The organism is Roseateles sp. GW821-FHT09G03 (assembly GCF_059416045.1).
The window spans coordinates 683,451-704,500 of the sequence record NZ_JBWKOK010000003.1 but is presented as its reverse complement, the minus strand read 5'-3'; the positions used below and the strand labels follow the sequence as shown (position 1 = coordinate 704,500).

Below are 21,050 nucleotides of genomic sequence, written 5' to 3'. Positions count from 1 at the left end.
GTCGTTCCGTTCCCGCTCAGCGCAGCTTCAGGCTGGCCAGGCCGACCAAGCACAGCAGCATCGTGATGATCCAGAACCGGATGACGACCTGCGTCTCCTTCCAGCCCGACTTCTCGAAGTGGTGGTGCAGCGGCGCCATCTTGAAGATGCGCCGGCCCTCGCCGTACTTCTTTTTCGTGTACTTGAACCAGGTCACCTGCAACATCACCGACAGCACCTCGGCGACGAACACGCCACCCATGATGCCGAGCACGATCTCCTGGCGCGTGATCACGGCCAGCGTGCCCAGGCCGCCGCCCAGCGCCAACGCGCCCACGTCGCCCATGAACACCTGCGCCGGATGCGCGTTGAACCACAGGAACGCGAGCCCCGCGCCCGCGAGCGCGGCGCAGAAGATCAGCAGCTCCCCCGCGCCCGGGATGTAGGGGAACAGCAGGTAGCGGCTGTACACCGACGAGCCCGTCACGTAGGCGAAGACGCCCAGCGCCGAACCCACCATCACCACAGGCATGATCGCCAGGCCGTCCAGGCCGTCGGTGAAGTTCACCGCGTTGCTGGTGCCGACGATGACGAGGTAGGAGAGGCCGATGAAGCCGAAGACGCCCAGCGGATAGCTGATCGACTTGAAGAACGGCAGCATCAGGTCGGCCTTGGGCGGCAGCTCGGTCGAGAAGCCGCTCGTGACCCAGCGGAAGAACAGCTGCACGACGCCGAGGAAGCTGGTCTCCGACACGCTGAAGGCGAGGTAGATCGCGGCGATCAAGCCGATGATCGACTGCCACATGAACTTCTCGCGGCTGCGCATGCCCTCCGGGTCCTTGTTGACGACCTTGCGGTAGTCGTCGACCCAGCCGACCAGGCCGAAGCCCATGGTCACCAGCATCACCACCCAGACGAAGCGGTTGGACCAGTCGAACCACAGCAGCGTCGAGATGCCGATGCCGATCAGCACCAGCACGCCGCCCATCGTCGGCGTGCCGCTCTTGGCCAGATGCTGCTGCACGCCGTACTCGCGGATCGGCTGGCCGATCTTGAGTTCGGTCAGACGGCGGATCACCCAGGGGCCGAAGGCCAGGCCGATCAGCAGCGCCGTCAGCGCCGCCATCACCGCGCGGAAGGTGATGTAGTTGAAGACGCGGAGGAACCCGAGTTCAGAGTAATTGGCCTGCAGCCATTGGGCCAGACTAAGCAGCATGGGGGTCTCCTGGGCCGCCGGACTGCAAGGCGGCCACGATCTGTTCCATCTTCATGAAGCGCGAACCCTTGACGAGGATGTTCTGCACTTGCGGCGCGTCCTTGAGCGCGGCGATCAATTCGGCGACGGTGTCGAACGCGCGGGCACCCGCGCCGTAGGCGGTCGCGGCGTCGCGCGCGGCGGCGCCGGCCGTCCACAGCGCGGCCAGGCCCTGGTCGGCGGCATGTGCGCCGACTTCCTGGTGGAAGGCCGGGCCCTGCTCGCCCACTTCGCCCATGTCGCCGAGGATCAGCCAGGACGCGCCCGGCAGTTCGGCCAGCACGTCGATGGCGGCGCGGACGCTGTCGGGGTTGGCGTTGTAGCTGTCGTCGATCAGCGTGATGCGGCGCCCTTGCCAGACGGCCGTCTGCAGCGCCGAGCGGCCCTTCACGGCCTTGAACGACTGCAGCCCGTCGCGGATCGCCGCGAGCGGAGCGCCCGCGGCCAGCGTGCAGGCCGCGGCGGCCAGCGCGTTGCGCACGTTGTGCTGGCCGGCCATCGCCAGGGCGACAGGGACGGACCCGGCGGGCGTGAGGATCTCGATCGCCCAATGCCCGGCGCTGCCGGCGGCCACGGTCGCGTCGGTCGGCGCGACCCACTGCGCGCGGCCCATCACATCGGCCTGGCCTTGGAGCGCGAAGGTCAGCGTCGCGCGGCCCACGGCCTGCGACTGCCACACCGGCGCGCACGGGTCCTCGGCGGGGAACACCGCGACGCCTGCCGTGCCGAGCGCGTCGATCACGGCACCGTTCTCACGCGCGACCGCCTCGACGGTGTGCATGAACTCCTGGTGCTCGCGCTGCGCGTTGTTGACCAGCGCCACCGTCGGCTGCGTCATCGCGGCCAGCGGGGCGATCTCGCCGGGGTGGTTCATGCCGAGCTCGACCACCGCCGCGCGATGCCAGACGGCCTCGTTCTGGCGCAGGCGCAGCAGCGTCAGCGGCACGCCGATCTCGTTGTTGAAGTTGCCTTCGGTCGCGAGCATCGCCGCGTCGCCCAGCCAGGCGCGCAGGATGGACGCGATCATCTGCGTGACCGTGGTCTTGCCGTTGCTGCCGGTGACGGCGATCACCGGCAGGTGATGCTGTTCGCGCCAGGCTTGCGAGAGCAGGCCCAGCGCGGCCTTCGCGTCAGGCACCAGCAGGCCCGGCAGGCCGGCGTCGGCCAGGCCGCGCTCGGCGATGGCCGCGGCGGCGCCGGAGTCCTTCGCCTGCGCGAGGAAATCGTTCGCGTCGAAACGATCGCCACGCAGCGCGACAAACAGGTCGCCCGTGCGCAGCGAGCGCGTGTCGGTGTGCACGCGCAGCAGCGGCGTGGACGGCTCGCCGACCAGCGTCGCCGCCGGCAACAGTGGCGCCAGCAGTTCGAATGCGCGGCCGAGCGTCATCATCGGCGCGCTCGATGCGCTCGATGCCGCAGAAGTGGCGGAGCCGGCGTTGATCGGGGTGGCGTCGCTCACAGCCCCGCCCTTTCGATCAGCGCGGCGCGCGCCGCCTGCACATCGGAGAACGCGCGGCGCTCGCCGTGGATCTCCTGGTAGTCCTCGTGGCCCTTGCCGGCGACCAGCACGACATCGCGTGCGCCCGCTTGATCGACAGCGCGAGAGATCGCCTCGGCGCGATCCGCGATGACCTCGCGCGCGACACCGGCCGGCAGGCCGGCCTCGATGTCGGCGAGGATCTTCAGCGGGTCCTCGGTGCGCGGGTTGTCGCTGGTCAGCACGACATGGGCCGCGAGCCGCGCCGCGATGGCGCCCATCAAGGGACGCTTGGTCGGGTCGCGATCGCCGCCGCAGCCGAACACGACGCGCAACTCGCCACCGCGCGCGGCGGCCAGCGGTTGCAGCGCGCTCAGCGCCTTGTCCAGTGCATCGGGCGTGTGGGCGTAGTCGACCACCAGCTGCGGCAACTCACGGCCGCTGCCGACGCGCTGCATGCGGCCGGGCACCGGCGTCACCAGCGCGGCGACGCGCGCGATGTCCTCGAGGCCGTGGCCCAGCGCCCGCAGCCCGGCGATCACGCCCAGCAGGTTGGACACGTTGTAGTCGCCGATCAGGCCGGTCTGCACCGGCACCGACGCGGCGCCCTCGCGCAGCGTGAACGCCAGGCCGCTCGCGTCATGGCGCAGGTCGACCGCGCTCAGGCGCGCATCGGCGCGGTTGAGGCCGTAGGTCCACACGTCGAGCTTGCCGGCGGCGCTCAGCTCGGCGGCGAGTTCGACACCCTTGGGGTCATCGAGGTTCAGCACCGCGGCCTTCAGGCCGTCCCAGTCGAACAGCTTGCGCTTGGCCACCCAGTAGGCGTCCATGCCGCCGTGATAGTCCAGGTGGTCCTGCGTGAAGTTGGTGAACAGCGCGACCTGGAGGGTCGTGCCGGCCAGCCGGTGTTCCTCGATGCCGATCGACGACGCCTCGATCGCGCACGCGCCGTAGCCCTCATCGGCCATGCGCTTGAAGGCTTCCTGCAGACGGACAGGATCGGGTGTCGTCAGGCCGGTGGCTTCGATCGTCGCGTTCGTCGTCGCACCGGGCACCGGCGGCTGGCCGACACCCAGCGTGCCGATCACGCCGCAGCGCGATCCCAGCAGCGTCAGCGCCTGCGCGATCCACCAGGCGCTGGAAGTCTTGCCGTTCGTGCCGGTGACGGCGAGCACGTTCAGACGCTTGCTCGGTTCGCCGTAGAACGCCGACGCGATGCGGCCGCAGTTGACCTTGAGGTCCGGCAGCGACGCGATGCGCGCGTCGGTGAAGCCGTACTCGGCCGCACCGGCATGCTCGACCAGCGCGGTCGCCGCGCCGGCCGCCAGCGCGCCCGCGACGAACTGCCGCGCGTCCTTGGCATAACCCGGCCACGCGATGAACGCGTCGCCGGCGCCCACGGCGCGGCTGTCCGTGCGCAGCTGGCCGCTCGGGGTCCATTCCTGCAGCCAGCGGGCGGCGGCTTCGGGGGATTTCAGATGCATCAACATGGTTAGCGCCCGCTCAGAAACTCTCGTCGACGGCTTGCAGCCGTTGCTGCGCCACGATCTGCGGCTTCACGTCGAGGTCCGGCGGCTCGCCCAGCAATCTGAGCGTCTGCGCCACGACCTGGCTGAACACCGGACCGGCAACGGCACCGCCGAAGTACTGGCCGTTCTTCGGCTCGTCGACCATCACCGCCACGATGATGCGCGGCTTGGAAATCGGTGCGATGCCCACGAACCACGAGCGGTATTTGTGGCTCGCGTAGCCCTTGCCTTCCTGCTTGTGCGCCGTGCCGGACTTGCCGCCGACGCTGTAGCCCGGAACCATCGCCTGCGGCGCCGTGCCGCCCGGGCCGGCCGCCATCTGCAGCATGCCGCGGACGTCCGCGGCGACCTTGGGGCTGAAGACCTTGATGCCGTTCACCGGCTGGTCGGCCGCGTGCTTGGTCATCGTGATCGGGATGATGTCGCCCTCGCGCGCGAAGACCGTGTAGGCGCGCGCCAGCTGCAGCAGCGACGCGGACAGGCCGTAGCCGTAGCTCATCGTCGCCTGCTCGATCGGACGCCAGCTCTTCCACGGACGCAGCTTGCCGGTCACCGCGCCGGGGAAGTCGATCTGCGGCCGCTGGCCCAGGCCGATCGCGGTGAACATCTCGTGCATCTCGCGCGGCTGCATCATCAGCGCCATGCGCGCGGCGCCGATGTTGCTGGACTTCTGGATCACCTGCGTCACGGTCAGGTCGCCGTGCGGGTGCGCATCGGTCGGCGACCAGCCGGAGATGACCACGCTGCGCGGACCGGTGCTCAGCAGCGTGTCGGGACGCACCCGGCCGGTCTCCAGCGCCAGCGCCGTCGTGAACGGCTTCATCGTCGAACCGGGTTCGAAGACGTCGGTCAGCGCGCGGTTGCGCAGCTGCTCGCCGGACAGGTTCTGCCGGTGGCCGGGGTCGTAGCTGGGGAAGTTCGCCAGCGCCAGGATCTCGCCGGTGCGCGCGTCCAGCACGACGACCGAACCCGCCTTGGCCTTGTTCTCCGCCACCGCGTCGCGCACGCGCTGGTAGGCGAAGAACTGCACCTTCGCGTCGATCGACAGCTCGATGTCCTTGCCGTTGGTCTCGGGCACGCGCTCGCCGATGTCCTCGACGACGCGGCCCAGCCGGTCACGCACGACCGAGCGCGACCCGTCGCGGCCCTGCAGGTCCTTCTGGAACGCGAGCTCGATGCCTTCCTGGCCCTGCTCCTCGATGTTGGTGAAGCCGACGATGTGCGCGGCGGCCTCGCCCTCGGGGTACTGACGCTTGTACTCGCGGTCCTGGAACACGCCCTTCAAGCCGAGTTCCTTGATCTTGCGGGCGGTCTCGTCGTCGGCCTGACGGCGCAGGAACACGAAGCGGTTGGCCGGATCGAGGCGCTTGTCGAGTTCCGCGCGCGACATGTCGAGCAGCTTCGCGAGCTGGCGGCGCTTGTCGGGGTCGGTGTCGACTTCCTTCGGGAAGGCCCAGATCGACGGCACCGCCACGCTGGCGGCCAGCACCTGGCCGCTGCGGTCGCTGATCTTGCCGCGGCTGGCGGGCAGCTCCATCTTGTGGGCGTAGCGGGCCTCGCCCTGGCGCTGGAAGAAGTCTTCGCCGATCAGCTGGATGTAGGCCGCGCGCGCCAGCAGGCCGGTGAAGGCGAGCCCCACCAGCGCGACCAGGAAACGCGAACGCCACGGCGGCGTCTTCGACGCCAGCAGCGGACTGCTCGAATAGCTGACGCCACGGGTGGAGCCGTTCCGCGCGGTGCTTCTGGACACGTTGCGCGAGGCGTTCCGGGCGCTGTTGCCCAGCTTCTTGCGGAGCTTGCCGATCATCGCGCCGCTCCTTGCGCCGGCGCCTGCCCAGTGGTCTGCCCATTGGCCGGCGCTCGGCCGCGCACGCCGCTGGCCTCGAGCGCGGGGGCCTCGGGATTGAAGGTGATGGCCGGCGTGATCGGACGCATCTTCAGCCGCTCGCGCGCGACCTGCTCGACGCGCAGGTTGGTCGCCTGCGCCTGACGGTCCGCCAGCAGCTTCTGGTAGTCGGCATCGAGCCGGCGGCCCTCGGTCTGCGCGCGGTCGAGTTCGGTGAACAGGCGGCGCGACTCATAGGCGCTGCGCACCATGTAGAAGCCGGACACCATCACGGCCACGATCAGCAGTAGGTTCAGGCGGCCGATCATCGACGGCCTCCCTTCTTGCGCTTGCCGGTGTCTTCGGCGACCGGTGGCGGGAGCGGCGCGTCGGTGCGTTCGGCCACGCGCAGAATCGACGAGCGCGCGCGCGGATTGGCCGCGACCTCGGCCTCGCTCGGCTTGATGCGCGCGATGGCGCGCAGCGGCTGCGGCTTGGGTTCGGCGAACGGGGCGCGGCGGTCGAACACTTCCTTGCTGTGCTCGGCGATGAAGGTCTTGACGATGCGGTCTTCCAGCGAATGGAAGCTGATCACCGCCAGCCGGCCGCCCGGCTTGAGCTTGGACAAGGCGGCGTTCAGCCCCTGCTGCAGCTCTTCAAGCTCGGCGTTGACGAATATCCGTAGAGCCTGAAATGTGCGCGTCGAAGGATCCTTGCCCGGCTCGCGGGTTTTGACTGCACCAGCCACGACCTGGGAAAGCTCGGCGGTTGTGCGGACAGGGCGCCCGCCTTCCCGGCGAGCCACAAGCGCCTTTGCAATCGGGAGAGCAAACCGTTCTTCGCCATAGTCGCGGATCACCTGTGCGAGTTGGTCCACGTCGGCGCGGGCGATGAAGTCCGCGGCGCTTTCGCCCCGCGTCGTGTCCATGCGCATGTCGAGGGGGCCGTCGAAGCGGAAGCTGAAACCCCGCTCCGGGTTGTCGATCTGCGGGCTGGAGACGCCCAGGTCCAGCAGGATGCCGTCGACCTGGTCGACGCCCAGCGCATCGAGCTGCGCGGCCATGTCGGCGAAAGCGCTGTGGCAGATGTGGAAACGCGGGTCGTCGACCCGCGTCTGTCCGGACGTCGCGGCCGCGACCGCCTCCGGGTCGCGGTCGATGGCAATCAACCGCCCCTTCTCCCCCAGCCGCGACAGCAGCAGGCGCGAGTGGCCGCCGCGCCCGAAGGTGCCGTCGACATAGATGCCGTCGGGGATCGTGAAGGCGCCGTCCACCGTCTCGTGCAGCAGCACGGTCGTGTGGCTGAAGGCGGGGGCGGCGGAGGACGGGGACTGCTCGCTCATGACGGTCAGAAGCTGAAGTCCTGGAGCACGGCCGGCATCTCGGACTGCATGACGGCGGCCTCGTGGGCGGCGTAGGCTTGGGCGTCCCAGAGTTCGAAGTGGCTGCCCATGCCGAGCAGCATCGTGTCCTTCTGCAGGCCGGCGGCGGTGCGCAGCTCGGGCGCGATCAGCACGCGGGCGGCGGAATCGATCTCGACGTCCTGGGCGTTGCCGAGGAACACGCGCTTCCATCCGGCGGCGGACATGGGCAGCGCGGCGACCTTGTCGCGGAACTGTTCCCAGGCGGGACGGGGGAAGACCATCAGGCAGCCTTCGGGGTGCTTGGTCAGCGTGAGCTGGCCACCGCACAGCGCCTGCAGGACATCGCGGTGCCGGGCAGGGACGGTCAAGCGCCCCTTGGCGTCCAACGCCAAGGCACTCGCCCCCTGAAACACGACATTCGCCACTTTGCCCCACCGAATTGCACTTTCTCCCACTTTAATGGCGGGTCGCGCCCCGGTCAAGGTAATTTGGCGTTTTTCCCAATCAAATCAATTACTTAGCTCCCATTTTCAAGCCAGTGCGTGAAATAAAAGTCGTTCAAAATGAAGGACTTAAGAACTGCTGTGCAAGTGATGGATCAACTCAAACCGGGTGTCGTACCCACCCGAAACCGGGACAGCGGCACCGGGAGGGACACACCGATGCGGGAGCCCGCCGCGCCGCCAACCCGCCTGGATGGGCGTGAAATCGTCCGAAAGTGGAGGAAAAGTGGGATCAATGCAAAAAGCCCGGCGAGGCCGGGCTTTTGAGGGAGGTTCGGGACGGTGAGGCGAAGCTCAGGGCGCTGCGGCGGAAGCCGACGCCGAGGCCGGTTGTCCAGGACTGGCGGAGACGGGTGACGCGGCGGCAGCCCCTTGCCACCACTGCGGCGTCGGCCCCGGCTGTTCGATCGCCAGCGGCGAACCGATCACCGGCGTCACCAGCTCCACGTTGCGCAGCCGCGCCAGCGCGCTGATGCGCTCGAACGGGTCCTGCCAACGGTGCATCGCCAGGTCGAAGGTACCGTTGTGAATGGGCAGCAGGCGCTTGCCCTTCAGGTCGACGTGCGCCTGCATGGTCTGCTCCGGCTGCATGTGGACGTAGGGCCAGCGCGGGTCGTAGGCGCCGGTCTCCATCAGGGTCAGGTCGAAGGGGCCGAAGCGTTCGCCGATCGTCTTGAAGCCGTCGAAGTAGCCGGTGTCGCCGCTGAAGAAGACGCGCAGGTCGTCGTCGATCAGCACCCACGAGGCCCACAGCGTCGAGTTGCGGTCGCTCAGGCTGCGGCCCGAGAAATGCTGCGCCGGCGTCGCGGTCAGTTGCACGCCTGCGATCGACGTGCCCTGCCACCAGTCGAACTGCTGCACCTTGGCCGCGGGGACACCCCAGTCGATGAGGCGCTGCCCCACGCCCAGCGGCGTCACGAAGTGGCGCACCTTGGGCGCCAGCGCCAGCACGGTGTCGTGGTCCAGGTGGTCGTAATGGTCGTGCGACAGGATCACCGCCTCGATCTCCGGCAACTCGTCGAGCGCGATCGGCGGCGCATGGAAACGCTTCGGGCCCATAAACGAGAACGGCGACGCGCGCTCCGAGAACACCGGATCCGTCAGCCAGAAGCGGCCGCGCAGCTTCAGCAGCACCGTCGAGTGGCCGAGGCGGAACAGCGTCCGGTCCGGCGCGGCCAGCAACTGGGCCTTGGTCAGCGCCTGCACCTCGATGGGCGCGTCCGGCGCCGTGCCGGCAGGCTTGTGGAACATGAAGTCCCACATGATGCCCATCGTCTTCCAGAAGCCCTGCTCGGGCTCCACGGCCGGATTGTGGAACTGGCCCTTCGCCCATTGAGGCGACTGCTCGATGGCGGGCTGGGTGCCCTCCGGCGCGGGGGCCGAGACCCCATTCGAGGGCACCACGGCGGGCGAGGACATCACGCGGGAAGCGGTCATGGCAAGGGCTCCAACAATCAGGACGGCGGCAAGGCTGCTCAGCACGGTGCGCGAGAGCGGCAGCCGCGCGGTGCGGACGACGGGGTGGCGGGAAGGCTGAGGGCGCATTTGAAAACTTGCACTACACAGTGTAGTTTTTCGGCAGTCTAGACGCTTGGATCTGAAAAGTAAACTCCCCGGTGTAAGATTGCCTCCATGACTTCCGACGCCGCCCGCACCCTGCCAGCGCCGCTCGCTCCCGAGGAACTCGCCGCACTCGGCGAAGCCGAGCGCGTACGCCTTACCGACCGCAAGCGCCAGGCGATCGTCGACGCCGCGATTGCGGAGTTCCGCGAGCATGGCTTCGAGGTCGCGAACATGGACCGCATCGCGGGCCGCGCGCAGGTCTCCAAGCGGACCGTCTACAACCACTTCAGCGGCAAGGACGCGCTGTTCGACGCAATCCTGGAGCGGCTGTGGGTCGCGACCGAGGCGAAGCTGAAGCTGACCTACCGCGCCGATCGCCCGTTGCGCGAGCAGCTGATGTCGCTGGTCGAGCAGAAGCTGGCGATGAGCGACGACCCGCAGTTCCTCGACCTGGCGCGGGTGCTGATCGCGGAGGCGATCCACGCGCCGCAGCGGGCGCGGGAGATGCTGTGCCGGCTCGGCGGCCGCGAAGAGGCGCTCACGGTGTGGATCCGCGCGGCGATGGCCGATGGGCGGCTCAAGGACGGTGATCCGGCGTTCGCGGCGGCTCAGCTGCAGGCGCTGGTGAAGGGCTTCGCCTTCTGGCCGCAGATCACGATGGGGCAGCCGCCGCTGGACAAGACGCAGCAGCGGCAGGTGGCCGACTCGGCGACCGACATGTTCCTGCGCTTCCACGCGGTCGATCCGGCGCGCTGAGCAGCGCGCCGGGCATCGCCGTCCTGCAAAGGCCGCTGGCCCTCACCCCTTCCCTCTCCCGCAAGCGGGAGAGGGGGTAAAAACGGTGGGGATCAGAACGTCGTCGAGGACGTCGATGCCGAGCCGCTCAAGCGGAAGGTACCGACCACGTCGGCCAGCTTCTGCGCCTGGTCCTTGAGGCTCTCCGCGGCGGCGGCCGATTCCTCGACCAGCGATGCGTTCTGCTGCGTCACCTGGTCCAGCTGCGCGACGGCCACGTTCACCTGGCCGATGCCGTGACTCTGCTCCTGCGCGGTGTGGCTGATCTCGCCGATCATCTGCGCCACACGCTGCACGCTGCCGACGACCTCGTTCATCGTCTCGCCGGCGGTCGACACCTGGCGCGCGCCGGTGTCCACGCGCTCGACGCTGGCCGTGATCAGCGACTTGATCTCCTTGGCCGCGCCGGCCGACCGCTGCGCCAGGGCCCGCACCTCGCTGGCGACGACCGCGAAGCCGCGGCCCTGCTCGCCCGCCCGCGCGGCTTCGACCGCCGCGTTCAAGGCCAGGATGTTGGTCTGGAACGCGATGCCGTCGATCGTGCCGATGATGTCGCCGATCTGGCGCGAGCTGGTGCTGATCTCCTGCATCGTCGCAACCACCTGCCCCATCGCCTCGCCGCCCTGGCGCGCAACGCGGCTGGCGGTGTCGGCCAGTTGCCGCGCCTGGTCGGCATTCGCGGCGCTGTTGGCCACGGTGCTGTTGAGCTCCTCCATCGAGCTCGCCGTCTCCTGCAGGTTGCTCGCCGTCTCTTCGGTGCGCTGGCTCAGGTCATGGTTGCCGGCGGCGATCTGGCGCGATGCGACCGCGATCGACTGGCTGGTCTCGCGCACCTGCAGCATCACCTGCTCGATCTTGTGGACGAACTGGTTGAAGCCGCGCGAGATGTCGGCGAGTTCGTCCTCGCCACGCACCTGCAGACGCTGGCTGAGGTCGCCCTCCCCCGCGCCGATGTCGTTCATCGCGCGCTTGATGCCGGCCAGGCCCTTCAGCAGCGCGCCCACGGCCGCCGCGGCGACCAGCGCCGCGACGATGGTCACGACCAGCATCGTCAGGCCCGCGTTGCGCAGCACGTCGGACAACGCGGCCAGGGCCTCGTTGCGCTCGGCGGCGGCGACCAGCACCCAGTCCGTGCCCGGCACGTCCACGGCCTTCAGGAAGAAGCGGCTGGCGCCGACCTCGGCCAGCGTCGGCTCGTCGCCGTGCGCGGTCGCCAGCAGCGCGCCGTCGATCGCGGCGGACAGGTCCTTCACCGGCTTCAGCGTCAGCGCCGCGTCCGGGTGGGCGATCACGGTGCCCTGCTTGTCCAGCAGCATCGCGAAACCGCTCGCGGTCGGCTTGATCGACTTCATCGTCGCGACGATGTCGTCCAGCGCCACGTCGGTGCCGACCACGGCCTTGAGCTCGCCGCCCGCGCGCACCGCGCTCGCGAAGGTCACGACCAGCTTCTTGCTCGAGGCCGCCACGTAGGGCGCGGTGATCACCGGCTGGTCCGTGCCGGACGCCAGCTTGTACCAGCCGCGGCCGGTCGGGTCGTACTCCGCCGGGCGCTGGCGGTCGGGGATGGAAATCATCCGCTTGTCCGCGCCGCCGACGTAGGCCAGATCCAGCCGGCCCGACTGCAGCGCCTGCGTCAGCACGGCGCGCGGGTCCTCGAGCTGCGCGGCCGGCGCCATCGCGGCGACCACGTCCTTCTGCGTCTTCACCCAGGTGGCGACCCCCGCGGCATTCGCCGTGGCCAGATCGGTCAGTTGGGCCTGCACCTGGCGGCGCGCGTGATCGCGCACGGCCCAGTAGCTGGCGAAGGTGGCGAGCGCGACGGCCGCCACCACGATCAGGATGCTGATGGCGATCAGGCGGGATTTGATGGTCTTCAACATGGTGGGAGTCCTGGGGGAGGAGGCCGGCATTGTGCGGGTGGCGCTACCGCAGACCAAGGGTTTACACCAAGAAGAAGGCCGAGGCGTGACGGTGGTCACGGCCTCGGCCCAAAGCGGAAACAGTGCTTTCCGCGGCTCAGAACTCGAAGGGACCGGCCCTTCTCCGATTCAGTTCGATTCCTTGATCAGGCGGCCCGACTGCGCCTGCAGCGGACGGGCGTTCATCGGGTACAGGTGCGAGAACACCGAGATCTGCTGCGACGAAACCTGCACCGGCTGGCGCAGCACCAGCCACAGCACGCCTTCGCTGCAGGGCGGCGTGGTCATCGAGCCCATGTACGAGAAGTAGGCCTGGTCCCGCGGCAGCAGCTGCGTGAGGTCGATGGGCACCGGCGCGGTGTAGGTGTCGCCGCGTTCGAGCGGCAGGTAGTTCCAGACCGTCTGGATCAGCGCCTGGTCCTGGCCGCGCTCCAGCAGCACGGCGACCGTGGCCTGGCGACCCTCCGCGTCCTTGTGCACCAGGTGGGCCACCATGTCGTACTGGCGGCCGTTGATGCGCTCTTCGCTCGGACGGTGGAAGTGGAACTGCTGCAGCTCGTACCGGCGGCCCATGATCGTCAGGGCATTGCCCGCCGCCACGTTCACCTGGATCGTGTGGCCGTTGTCGATCACCGAGAAGCTGCTGGGCTTGTAGTCGAACTGGATGCGCTCCTGGTCGACCTTGATCGTGTCGCGCAGGTCGATCGGGCTCTGGCGGGTGCCGATCGCGCACTGCCGGAACTCGGGCTGCAACTGGCCCCATTTGTCGGGGGCACCCTCGCCGGTGTAGGACCACGGGGTCGACGACTTCGCCGCGGAGGCCGCCGCGGCCGGCTTGGCGGCGCGGCGGGCGCGCAGGTCGACCGGGTTCGCGGTCTTCACGTCCGCCGGCGCGGCGGCCGGCTTGGTGCTCAGCTTGAGCGCGGCGGCGTCCTCCTTCAGACGGTCCGCCAAGCGGTCGCGCAACTGCTCGCCGGAAGCCTCGCCCTTTGGCGCGGGCGCAGGCTCGGCCGCGTGCAGCGTGGCCGGCAACAGCAGGAACAGGCAGAGGGCCGCCGGCAGCATGGCACCGGATCCGGGACGGTCAGACATGAAAGGGAGCTCCGGGAACGACAGAAGGATCGCTCTTCTATTTCGGAGCCTGGCCCGCCATCTTGAGGGCCGCCCGGTGTCCCGATGTCACGCGCCGGGAACCGGCGGCGCGGAGACCTCGCGCTTGACCCAGGTCCAGGCGACCAGGCCGATGCACATCATGGCCGCGGAGGTCACCGCCAGCGCCAGCATCGAATGCATCACCAGCGGCACCAGCACGCCCGCCACCAGGCCGTTGGCCGCGCTGCCGATGCAGGCCTGGAGCGAGGATGCCATGCCGCGGCGCTCGGGCGCCTGGTCCAGCACCAGCAGCGTCACCACCGGCACCATCAGCGCCCAGCCGAACGCGAAGCTGCTGATCAGCGGGAAGGCCCACAGCGGGCTGTGCGGCAGCGTCAGGTTGCAGACGATGTTGGCAACGGAGGTGAAACCCATGATCAGGAAACCGCGCCGGATCTGCTTGCGCGGCGCGATCTTGCCGGCGAGCCGGCCGCTCAGCCAGGCGCCGCCCATGATCCCGCCGATGCTGAACAGGAAGAAGATGAAGTACTGCGTCGGCGCCAGGCCCAGGTGCTCGCCCAGGAAGACCGGCGCGGCCAGCACGTACAGGAACATGCCGTTGAACGGGATGCCGCTGGCCAGCGCCAGCAGCAGGAAACGGCGGCTGCCGACGAGCGAGCGGTAGCCCCGCAGCAGCGAGCCGACATGGAAAGGCTGGCGATGGTCGCGATGCAGGGTCTCCGGCATCAGGCGCCAGGTGACCGCGAACAGCAGCGCGCCGACGAAGACCAGGAACCAGAAGATCGCGTGCCAGTCGGCATGCACGTAGAGGAAGCCGCCGATCATGGGCGCGATCGCCGGCGCGAGGCCGAAGAAGATCGTCACCTGCGACATCACCCGCTGCGCCTCGGACGGCGGGAACATGTCGCGGATGATGGCGCGCGAGACCACGACGCCCGCCCCCGCCGACAGCCCCTGCACCGTGCGCCAGAACACCAGCTGGCCGATGCTGCCGGCCAGCGCGCAGCCCATCGAGGACAGCGCGAACACGGCCATGCCCCACAGCACCACCGGCCGGCGGCCGAAGCTGTCAGACAGGGCGCCGTGGAACAGATTCATCACCGCGAAGCCGAGCAGGTAGCCCGACAGCGTCTGCTGCATCTCGATCGGCGTGGCGTCCAGCGCCTGGGCGATGCCGGCGAAGGCGGGGATGTAGGTGTCGATCGAGAACGGCCCCACCGTGGCCAGCGCGGCCAGCAGGATGGCGAGGGCCCAGCGCGGGGCGCGCCACAGTTGGCTGGCTTCGGGGTTCATGCGTGGGTGCGGTGCGAGCGTGCGGGGGAAGCTGCCGACGATAACGCCGGGCCATCCGCGGGACACCTGTCATGCCGACCGGGAACGCCGCTTGCGGGTGGAACGTGCGCGGGTCGCCCGGGCGGCCCGCGCGATGACCGGCAGTGTAGCGGGGCCCCTACACTGCGGGACTTTTGCGGAACTTCGGGCGGGGAACGTGGTGCCAGGCGTATTGAGCATTGGGGTGGTCGGACTGGGCGTGATGGGACAGCGCATGCTGGCCCGTCTGGCCGGTCACGCCCGGCTGCGGGTGACCCGTGTCTGGGATCAGAACCCCGAGGTCCTGGCGCAGGCGCTGGTCCACTATCCGCTGCTGCGCGCGGCCACGAGCGCCGAGGCGCTGATCCGCGAGCCCGGCCTGCACGGGCTCTACATCGCGACGCCGCCGGGGCCGCACATCGACCTGACGGAGCAGGCCTTCGACGCGGGCCTCGTGGTGCTGTGCGAGAAACCGCTGACCACCGACTTCGAGGCCGCGCGCACCTGCATCGAGCGCATCGAGCGCGAGCGGCAGCGGGCGGCGGTCAATTATTCGCTGGCGTCCTCGACCGGCCTGGCGCAGCTGCAGCTGGCGTTCGGCGCGGGATCGCGGCGTCCGATGGGCGCCCTCCACGGCGTGAGCATCGACTTGCGCTTCGCCGCCTGGCCGCGTCCCTGGCAGGCCGGTGCCGGCGCGTGGCTGTCGCAGCGTGCCGAGGGCGGGTTCTCGCGCGAGGTGCTGTCGCACTTCATCTTCGTGCTGCAACGCGTGCTGGGACCGGCCAAGGTCGTGCGCAGCCGGGTCGAGTATCCGGACGACGGTGTCGGATCGGAACTCGCGGTGGACGCGGAACTGGTCGCCGCCGGCGTGCCCGTGACGATCAGCGCGAGCCTGGGCGGCGAGCGTGCCGACGACAACCGCATGCTGTGGCGCGCCAGCGAAGGCGAGATCGAGCTGCGCGACTGGTTCGGCGTCACGCAGCAGCGCCAGGGCGAGCGCGTCCAGAGCATGGGCGACGCGGAGACGCTGCGCATGAACGGCATGACCGATCAGCTCAGCCACTGGTCGGCGATGCTCGACGGGCATTCGCACAGCCTGCCCGGCTTTGCCGAGGCGCTGGCGGTGCAGAAGACGATCGAGAGCCTGCTCGCCGGTCAGTCCTGATCACCGCTCGCTGAGCGGCCTCCTCTGAGCGGCCAGCACCGCAAGGTAAACTGCTGCCCGTGAAGCAAGCCAGACCGCCGCTGGTGCGATCGTGGAAACACGGCACTGGAGGAAGGTCCGGACTGCATAGAGCGGCGTAGCAGCTAACGGCTGCCCGGCGAAAGCCGAGGATCAGAGCAACAGAGACGAGTCGGTGCGGACGCAAGTCCGCATCGGGTGAAACGGGCAATCTCTACGCGCAGCAACACCAAGTAGGCCAGCGTCGATGCGGCTCGCAGAGCTGGCGGGTAGGTGGCACCGAGCCGGGCAGTGATGCCCGGCCCAGATGAATGGCGGTCACGCGGAAAATCGCAAGAGGATCCGCGCACAGAATCCGGCCTATCGGCTTGCTTCACGCTTATGACAAACCTGCAAGCGAACATTGGCTTGCAGATCTTTTCAGGGTCTTTCGCGGATCCGGCCCGGTTGGGCACATCGGTTGCTACCTTCGGGCCATGCAGATCGAACCTCTCGACCCCCACAGCCCCGCCGCGATGTCCCTGCTGGCGCAGTCGGACGCGTACATGGCGGCCCTCTACCCGAGCGAGAGCAACCACCTCGAAGACCCGCAGGCGCTGGCCCAGCCGCGCGTGCGCTTCATCGGCGTGTGGCTGGCGGAATGGCTGGCCGGCTGCGCGGCGGTGAAGGTCGTCGACGACGCCGAGGGGCCGTACGGCGAGATCAAGCGGGTGTTCGTCCAACCGCACTTCCGGGGACGCGGCATCTCCAAGGTGTTGATGGAAGAGCTCGAGTCCCACCTCAGGGCACAAGGCATCGGACTGGCGCGTCTGGAGACCGGCGTGCACCAGCCGGAGGCGCTCAAGCTGTACGAGACCCTGGGGTACGACCGTCGCGCACCGTTCGGCAGCTATGCCGAGGACCCGCTGTCCGTCTTCATGGAAAAGCGGCTGACGGCGAGTTGAACCGGTGGTGGCCTGACATTCCGGCCCCAGCCGCGCTCGCTGACTGCACTTCTGGGAAGACCGCTGCCCATCTGCGAGTCACCGCTGAGGACTGAGGATCACTCCTCGTTGTCGCCGCTGCCGCCGGCCTGCTCGTTGCGCTTCTCCGCCTGCTTCAGCAACGGGGCCTCGAGCTGGCCCATGCCGTCGATGAAGCTGTCCACCGGCTTCGGCGAGGCCAGACGCAGGGACGGCGGCGCCAGGGTCGCCATGTAGTTCGGGCCGAGCCAGTACTGCTGTTCGGTGCGCCGCCCCACGGTGAGCACCAGGCCGACGACACACATCGCGCCGATGCCGATCGCCACGCGCCGCGACGCGCGCGGCCACACCACGGTCGCATGCCACCACAACAGCAGCGCGGCGCCCACGGACATGAGCACCGGCTCCAGCGCCAGCAATCGCGGCGCGTTGACCATGTAGGCCACCAGCGGCAGCAGCAGGTCCAGCAGCTGCATCGCGACGGTCGCGACCAGCGCCCGCCACAGGTGCGCGCCAAAGGCGAACCAGTGCCGGAACAGCTGCGTCACGAGCGCCCAGAGCGCCGCCCAGATCAGCGCGACGCCGATCGGCGCGAGCAGCGCGCTCACGGTGTCGACCCAGCTCGCGGAACCGTCGTTGGCGGCCCAGTTGGCGCCCCACAGCATCAGCGCCCACAGCGCCAGCAGGACGGGCAGCGCCCAGCCGGGCCGCGCGTCGCGCTTGACGGGCTCGTCGGCGCGGTTCATCGGCTTCTCGGCCGGCAGCGGATCCAGCACGGTGCGCAGCCGCAGCCGCGTGGTGCCGATCTGCAGCAACGCCGACGACGGCCACGCCGCGCGGCTGCCCGCCACGAGGCGGCGTCCGTCGAGCCATCCGCCGTTCTGGCTGGGCAGCAGCTCCAGCACGGGGCCGCCCGCCACGGGCGCGGCCTGGTCGTCCAGGGTCTCGTCGCTGCGCTCGGCGGCGGGCTCGCCGCGGTCCCAGTGCAGCAGCGCATGCGCGCCGGCCAGGTGCGGGTCGGCGAGCACGAGGTCGCAATCGGGCGACCGGCCGATGCGCAGCGGCCACGCGCGCACCTTGTGGCTTTCCCGGCAATGACCGTCCCGGTCGACGATCTCGATTACCGCGGCGTGGTCCATGCGAATCCTTGGAGATAGTGACGCGTCAGCTGGGTGGCATTCGCGAAGCTGACGCCGCGGGCGTCGAAGCGGCCGAGGGCGCCTTCCGTCGAGGCGTCCACGTTGGTGACCAGCACGGTCAGGTCGAAGAGTCCCTCCAGCTTGCGGTACGCGCGCAGGCAGGCGACCGCGCGCAGCGGCGGACCGTCCTTCTGCTGGACGAAGTCCTCCTTGCAGTACGGCGCGGTGCGGTCACGATCCGGACCGCCCAGGCGCTCGTTGCGGAAGCTCGCCGAGTAGATCGCCGCGAAGCGGACCGCGCCGAGCTTGCTGCCGTCGTAGACCTCCTCGGTGACGCCGAAGTAGCCGGTCTGCAGCGATTCGCTGATGAACAGCGCATGCTCCATGCGGCATTGCGTGCGCTGCATCTGCAGGCCCTGCTCGTCGGCGGAAGAACCGCTGCCCCAGCAGCGCATGTATTCCTCCTGCGGGATCGGGAAGCGGTAGCGCGGATGCGTGAGCGTGCGCCAGGGTTGCGCGAGGAAGTTGCGCGAGAGCTCGTCCTGGTAGGCCATCAGCTGCTGGCGCAGCTTGGGCCAGGCGGCGCCCTTCAGCGGCGCGGCGTTGCGGCTGCGCGCGAGCAGCGCGGCCGCATGTTCCGCCGGCACGAGGAAGCTCATCTGCTGCGCGAAGATCATCGTCGAGACGTTGATGCCGACGATCTCGCCGTCCTCGTCGATCACCGGACCGCCGCTCATGCCGGGATTGATGGAGCCGGAGTAGTAGATCAGCGGATCGAAGCTGCGCTCGACCAGGCCGTTGTAGGTGCCCTCGACGACGGCGAACGCGACGTCGTGCGGGTTGCCCATCGAATAGATGCGCTCGCCCTTGGCCAGCGGCTGCTCGGCCTTGCGGAACACGAGCGGCGTGGCCGTCATGCGCGCGACGACCCCCTTGGGATCCGGATCGGCACCCTTGCGCACGATGCGCAGCAGCGCCAGGTCGCGGCGGGCGTCGAAGTCCAGCAGCTCGATGTCGCCGCCGTCGCCTTCCGGCGTCTGGTACTGGAGGCGATAGCGCTCCGGCTCCAGCGCGTGCTGGCTGACGACGTGGTAGTTGGTGATGACGTGGCCTTCGGCGCTGACGACAAAACCCGACCCCACCGAGGCCTGGCTGCCGTTGTACAGCGTGCGGACCTGCAGCAGTTGCGAGCGGCTGCGGTCATAGAGCCGGCGGGCGCTGGCCGAGACCGGCGCCGACGGGACCGCCTGGCTGGCGGCGATCGCGGGCGCGCTGGGCGGCATCGCGGGCACGACGGGCGAGGCCGGCGGCACCGGCGCGGGGCGCGTCTGCGCCACGACGGGCAGGCCCAGTGCCGCGATCAGCAGCAGGACCGCCCCGACGGCGGCACGCCCAGGGGTGAGAGGTTTTCGCGACAACGCAGGAGACTCCAGGAGAAGAGCGGCTGCGCGGGTGAGCGCAGGTGAGAGCGGACGCCGCATGCTAGCGGCTTTGCTGACGCCGCCAGCAATCGGGGTGCCGGACGGCCTTGCCAGCCGCCCTGGCGGCCCGCGCGCCAGGGGCCCGCCGCCACCCCGTCCCTCACTGCTGCGGACGCTCGCCGGCCGGCGGCTCCTCGGCCGCCGCCGGTTGCTTCTGCCGAGGCTCGCCGGGCCAGGGGCCGAACAGCGGCAGCGGCATGCGCACCGGCGTGACGTCCAGGTAGAGGTTGACCACGGTGTAGTCCTCGGGGCCGAGCTCGTCGGTGCTCCAGCCGATGCTGCCCGGCCCCTTGTAGAGCCGGAACAGGAAGCCCAGGTCGGCCAGCGTGTCGCCGGCCTTGGGCGCGGCCTCGAAGCTCAGGCCCCGGAACTCGGGCTGCACGCTGTCGATCAGGATGGACATCGCCGTGGAGATCGTCGAGTCGCCCAGCATGTCCGTGTAGAACTGCGGCAGCGTGTAGTAGGGCTTGTAGTCGGGCGCGCCGGGCTCGAGCTTCTGTCCGCGCAGCTTCACCGGCGAGGGCGTGACGCCGCGCGTGCGCAGGTTCATCCGGTCGCCATGGTCGAGGTAGGTCAGCCGGGCGTTCTTCAGGTTGAAAACGCCGAGCTTGCGGTCCGAGGACGCCTCGCTCAGATCGACCAGCAGCGCGCCCTTGTGGCCGATGATCTCGACCTCGTCGCCGCGGATCACGGCGGCGGAGTTCTCGTCCACGCCGAGACCGAGCTTGTAGTTCTTGGCCAGCATCAGCGGCACCATGCGGCCGAAGCGCCCGCGCTTGAGGAAGTGCTGGTCGACGAAGAGCTCCGGCCCAACGAAGCCCAGGCCGCGGTCGATCTGCTTGCCCTCCTCCCACTGGCCCTTGAGGATGCTGATGACGCTGGGCGCGTCGCGGAACATCACCGTGCTCATCACCGCCGCGCCGGCCGAGGTGCCGGCCACGACGCCGCCCTTGCGATAGACCTCCCAGATCGCGTCGAGCATCGGCGTCGAATGCCCGCCCGGGTAGAGCACGTCGACGATGCGCTCCTGCGAGCCGCCGGTGAAGAAGATGCCCTTGGCGTTGCGCACCTTGGCGATCAGGGCGGCGTCGCGCACGACCTTGCTCAGGTCGACCCACGAGAACTTCGGCGCGACGGGCAGCGCCTCGGCGAACGCGCCGCGGCGCTGCAGCTGCTCGACGACCTGCTTGGCGCTGGCCTCGGGATCTTCCGCCGCGGTGCCGAACACCACGAAGCGCGCGCCGCGTCCGCCGGCCAGCGCGATCAGGCGATTCCAGACTTCGTCGTTGTCGGCCTTCAGCGCACCGCCGATGGCCATGGCGTGGCCTTTAATGGGGACATCCGACAGGGGGGCAGGCGTTGCCTGGGCCGAGGACGCGGGAGGAGCCGCTGCGGCGGCGGCTGGTGCCGCAGGCTTCGCGGCAGCTACGGCCCGGGGCTGTGCGGAGGCGGCGGAGGGAGAGGCGGATGGAGAGGCGGGCGGCGCGGCCGACGCCGGCAGCACGGACCACGCCAACACAAGCGCACCGGTGGCGCGCCACAGCACACAGCGATCGAACATCGTCAGAGCCTCCCGCCGCGCGGGGGCGGCTTTGCGCATCACCATAGCCTCGCCCACCCGCCAACGGGTGACCATTGGTCACAGGTCAGTTG

The 21,050-nt window shown here is 69.4% G+C and carries 17 protein-coding genes and 1 other RNA gene; 4 read left to right on the top strand and 14 right to left on the bottom strand.

Going from position 1 to position 21,050, the window contains the following annotated elements:
• Positions 1-16 precede the first annotated feature (16 nt).
• From mraY to AC07OZ_RS15315, 8 genes are all read right to left on the bottom strand, one after another.
• Positions 17-1,195, bottom strand: coding sequence for a phospho-N-acetylmuramoyl-pentapeptide-transferase (gene mraY / locus AC07OZ_RS15350; protein WP_495467949.1), 1,179 nt, complete (start codon positions 1,193-1,195; stop codon positions 17-19).
• On the bottom strand, positions 1,185-2,621 hold the full coding sequence (locus AC07OZ_RS15345) for a UDP-N-acetylmuramoyl-tripeptide--D-alanyl-D-alanine ligase (protein ID WP_495467991.1): 1,437 nt from the start codon (positions 2,619-2,621) through the stop codon (positions 1,185-1,187). Before AC07OZ_RS15345 ends, mraY begins: the two co-directional genes overlap by 11 nt.
• Before the next feature lie 68 nt (positions 2,622-2,689).
• On the bottom strand, positions 2,690-4,201 hold the full coding sequence (locus AC07OZ_RS15340; protein WP_495467948.1) for a UDP-N-acetylmuramoyl-L-alanyl-D-glutamate--2,6-diaminopimelate ligase: 1,512 nt from the start codon (positions 4,199-4,201) through the stop codon (positions 2,690-2,692).
• Between the two features lie 13 nt (positions 4,202-4,214).
• On the bottom strand, positions 4,215-6,047 hold the full coding sequence (locus AC07OZ_RS15335; RefSeq protein WP_495467947.1) for a peptidoglycan D,D-transpeptidase FtsI family protein: 1,833 nt from the start codon (positions 6,045-6,047) through the stop codon (positions 4,215-4,217).
• Positions 6,044-6,394 (bottom strand): cell division protein FtsL, encoded by a 351-nt coding sequence (ftsL, locus tag AC07OZ_RS15330; protein ID WP_495467946.1) that lies wholly within the window; start codon positions 6,392-6,394, stop codon positions 6,044-6,046. The genes AC07OZ_RS15335 and ftsL overlap by 4 nt, the downstream gene beginning before the upstream one ends.
• A complete protein-coding gene (gene rsmH / locus AC07OZ_RS15325) occupies positions 6,391-7,407 on the bottom strand; it encodes a 16S rRNA (cytosine(1402)-N(4))-methyltransferase RsmH (RefSeq protein ID WP_495467945.1) in 1,017 nt (338 codons plus the stop codon). The genes ftsL and rsmH overlap by 4 nt, the downstream gene beginning before the upstream one ends.
• A 5-nt stretch (positions 7,408-7,412) precedes the next feature.
• Entirely contained in the window at positions 7,413-7,841 is a 429-nt protein-coding gene (gene mraZ, locus AC07OZ_RS15320) for a division/cell wall cluster transcriptional repressor MraZ (RefSeq protein WP_495467944.1), read from the bottom strand.
• Between the two features lie 384 nt (positions 7,842-8,225).
• Complete coding sequence (locus AC07OZ_RS15315) at positions 8,226-9,350, bottom strand: MBL fold metallo-hydrolase (RefSeq protein ID WP_495467990.1); 1,125 nt, start codon at positions 9,348-9,350, stop codon at positions 8,226-8,228.
• A gap of 213 nt (positions 9,351-9,563) precedes the next feature.
• Between AC07OZ_RS15315 and AC07OZ_RS15310 the strand changes: the two genes are divergently transcribed.
• A complete protein-coding gene (locus AC07OZ_RS15310; protein ID WP_495467943.1) occupies positions 9,564-10,250 on the top strand; it encodes a TetR/AcrR family transcriptional regulator in 687 nt (228 codons plus the stop codon).
• Positions 10,251-10,342: 92 nt separating this feature from the next.
• On the opposite strand, the gene AC07OZ_RS15305 is transcribed toward AC07OZ_RS15310, so the two are convergent.
• From AC07OZ_RS15305 to AC07OZ_RS15295, 3 genes are all read right to left on the bottom strand, one after another.
• The gene (locus tag AC07OZ_RS15305; protein WP_495467942.1) at positions 10,343-12,169 is read right to left on the bottom strand and encodes a methyl-accepting chemotaxis protein; all 1,827 of its coding nucleotides are present in this window, start codon (positions 12,167-12,169) and stop codon (positions 10,343-10,345) included.
• Between the two features lie 168 nt (positions 12,170-12,337).
• A complete protein-coding gene (locus AC07OZ_RS15300; protein WP_495467941.1) occupies positions 12,338-13,300 on the bottom strand; it encodes a carbonic anhydrase in 963 nt (320 codons plus the stop codon).
• An 87-nt stretch (positions 13,301-13,387) separates the two neighbouring features.
• Positions 13,388-14,614 carry a multidrug effflux MFS transporter gene (locus tag AC07OZ_RS15295; RefSeq protein ID WP_495467940.1) on the bottom strand — a complete coding sequence of 409 codons (1,227 nt, stop codon included), beginning with the start codon at positions 14,612-14,614 and terminating at the stop codon, positions 13,388-13,390.
• Here AC07OZ_RS15295 and AC07OZ_RS15290 point away from each other — a divergent pair.
• The 3 genes from AC07OZ_RS15290 to AC07OZ_RS15280 all read left to right on the top strand — a co-directional run bounded on the left by AC07OZ_RS15290 (position 14,562) and on the right by AC07OZ_RS15280 (position 16,759).
• Positions 14,562-15,797 carry a Gfo/Idh/MocA family protein gene (locus tag AC07OZ_RS15290; protein ID WP_495467939.1) on the top strand — a complete coding sequence of 412 codons (1,236 nt, stop codon included), beginning with the start codon at positions 14,562-14,564 and terminating at the stop codon, positions 15,795-15,797. The genes AC07OZ_RS15295 and AC07OZ_RS15290 overlap by 53 nt on opposite strands.
• A gap of 61 nt (positions 15,798-15,858) precedes the next feature.
• An RNA gene (gene rnpB, locus AC07OZ_RS15285) (RNase P RNA component class A) lies at positions 15,859-16,194 on the top strand.
• Positions 16,195-16,291: 97 nt separating this feature from the next.
• Positions 16,292-16,759 (top strand): GNAT family N-acetyltransferase, encoded by a 468-nt coding sequence (locus AC07OZ_RS15280; RefSeq protein ID WP_431258940.1) that lies wholly within the window; start codon positions 16,292-16,294, stop codon positions 16,757-16,759.
• 98 nt (positions 16,760-16,857) lie between these two features.
• Here AC07OZ_RS15280 and AC07OZ_RS15275 read toward each other — a convergent pair whose 3' ends face one another.
• The 3 genes from AC07OZ_RS15275 to AC07OZ_RS15265 all read right to left on the bottom strand — a co-directional run bounded on the left by AC07OZ_RS15275 (position 16,858) and on the right by AC07OZ_RS15265 (position 20,715).
• Entirely contained in the window at positions 16,858-17,916 is a 1,059-nt protein-coding gene (locus tag AC07OZ_RS15275; protein WP_495467938.1) for an FHA domain-containing protein, read from the bottom strand.
• A complete protein-coding gene (locus AC07OZ_RS15270; protein WP_495467937.1) occupies positions 17,898-19,334 on the bottom strand; it encodes a S1 family peptidase in 1,437 nt (478 codons plus the stop codon). Before AC07OZ_RS15270 ends, AC07OZ_RS15275 begins: the two co-directional genes overlap by 19 nt.
• A gap of 163 nt (positions 19,335-19,497) precedes the next feature.
• Complete coding sequence (locus tag AC07OZ_RS15265) at positions 19,498-20,715, bottom strand: cyanophycinase (protein WP_495467936.1); 1,218 nt, start codon at positions 20,713-20,715, stop codon at positions 19,498-19,500.
• Positions 20,716-21,050 lie beyond the last annotated feature (335 nt).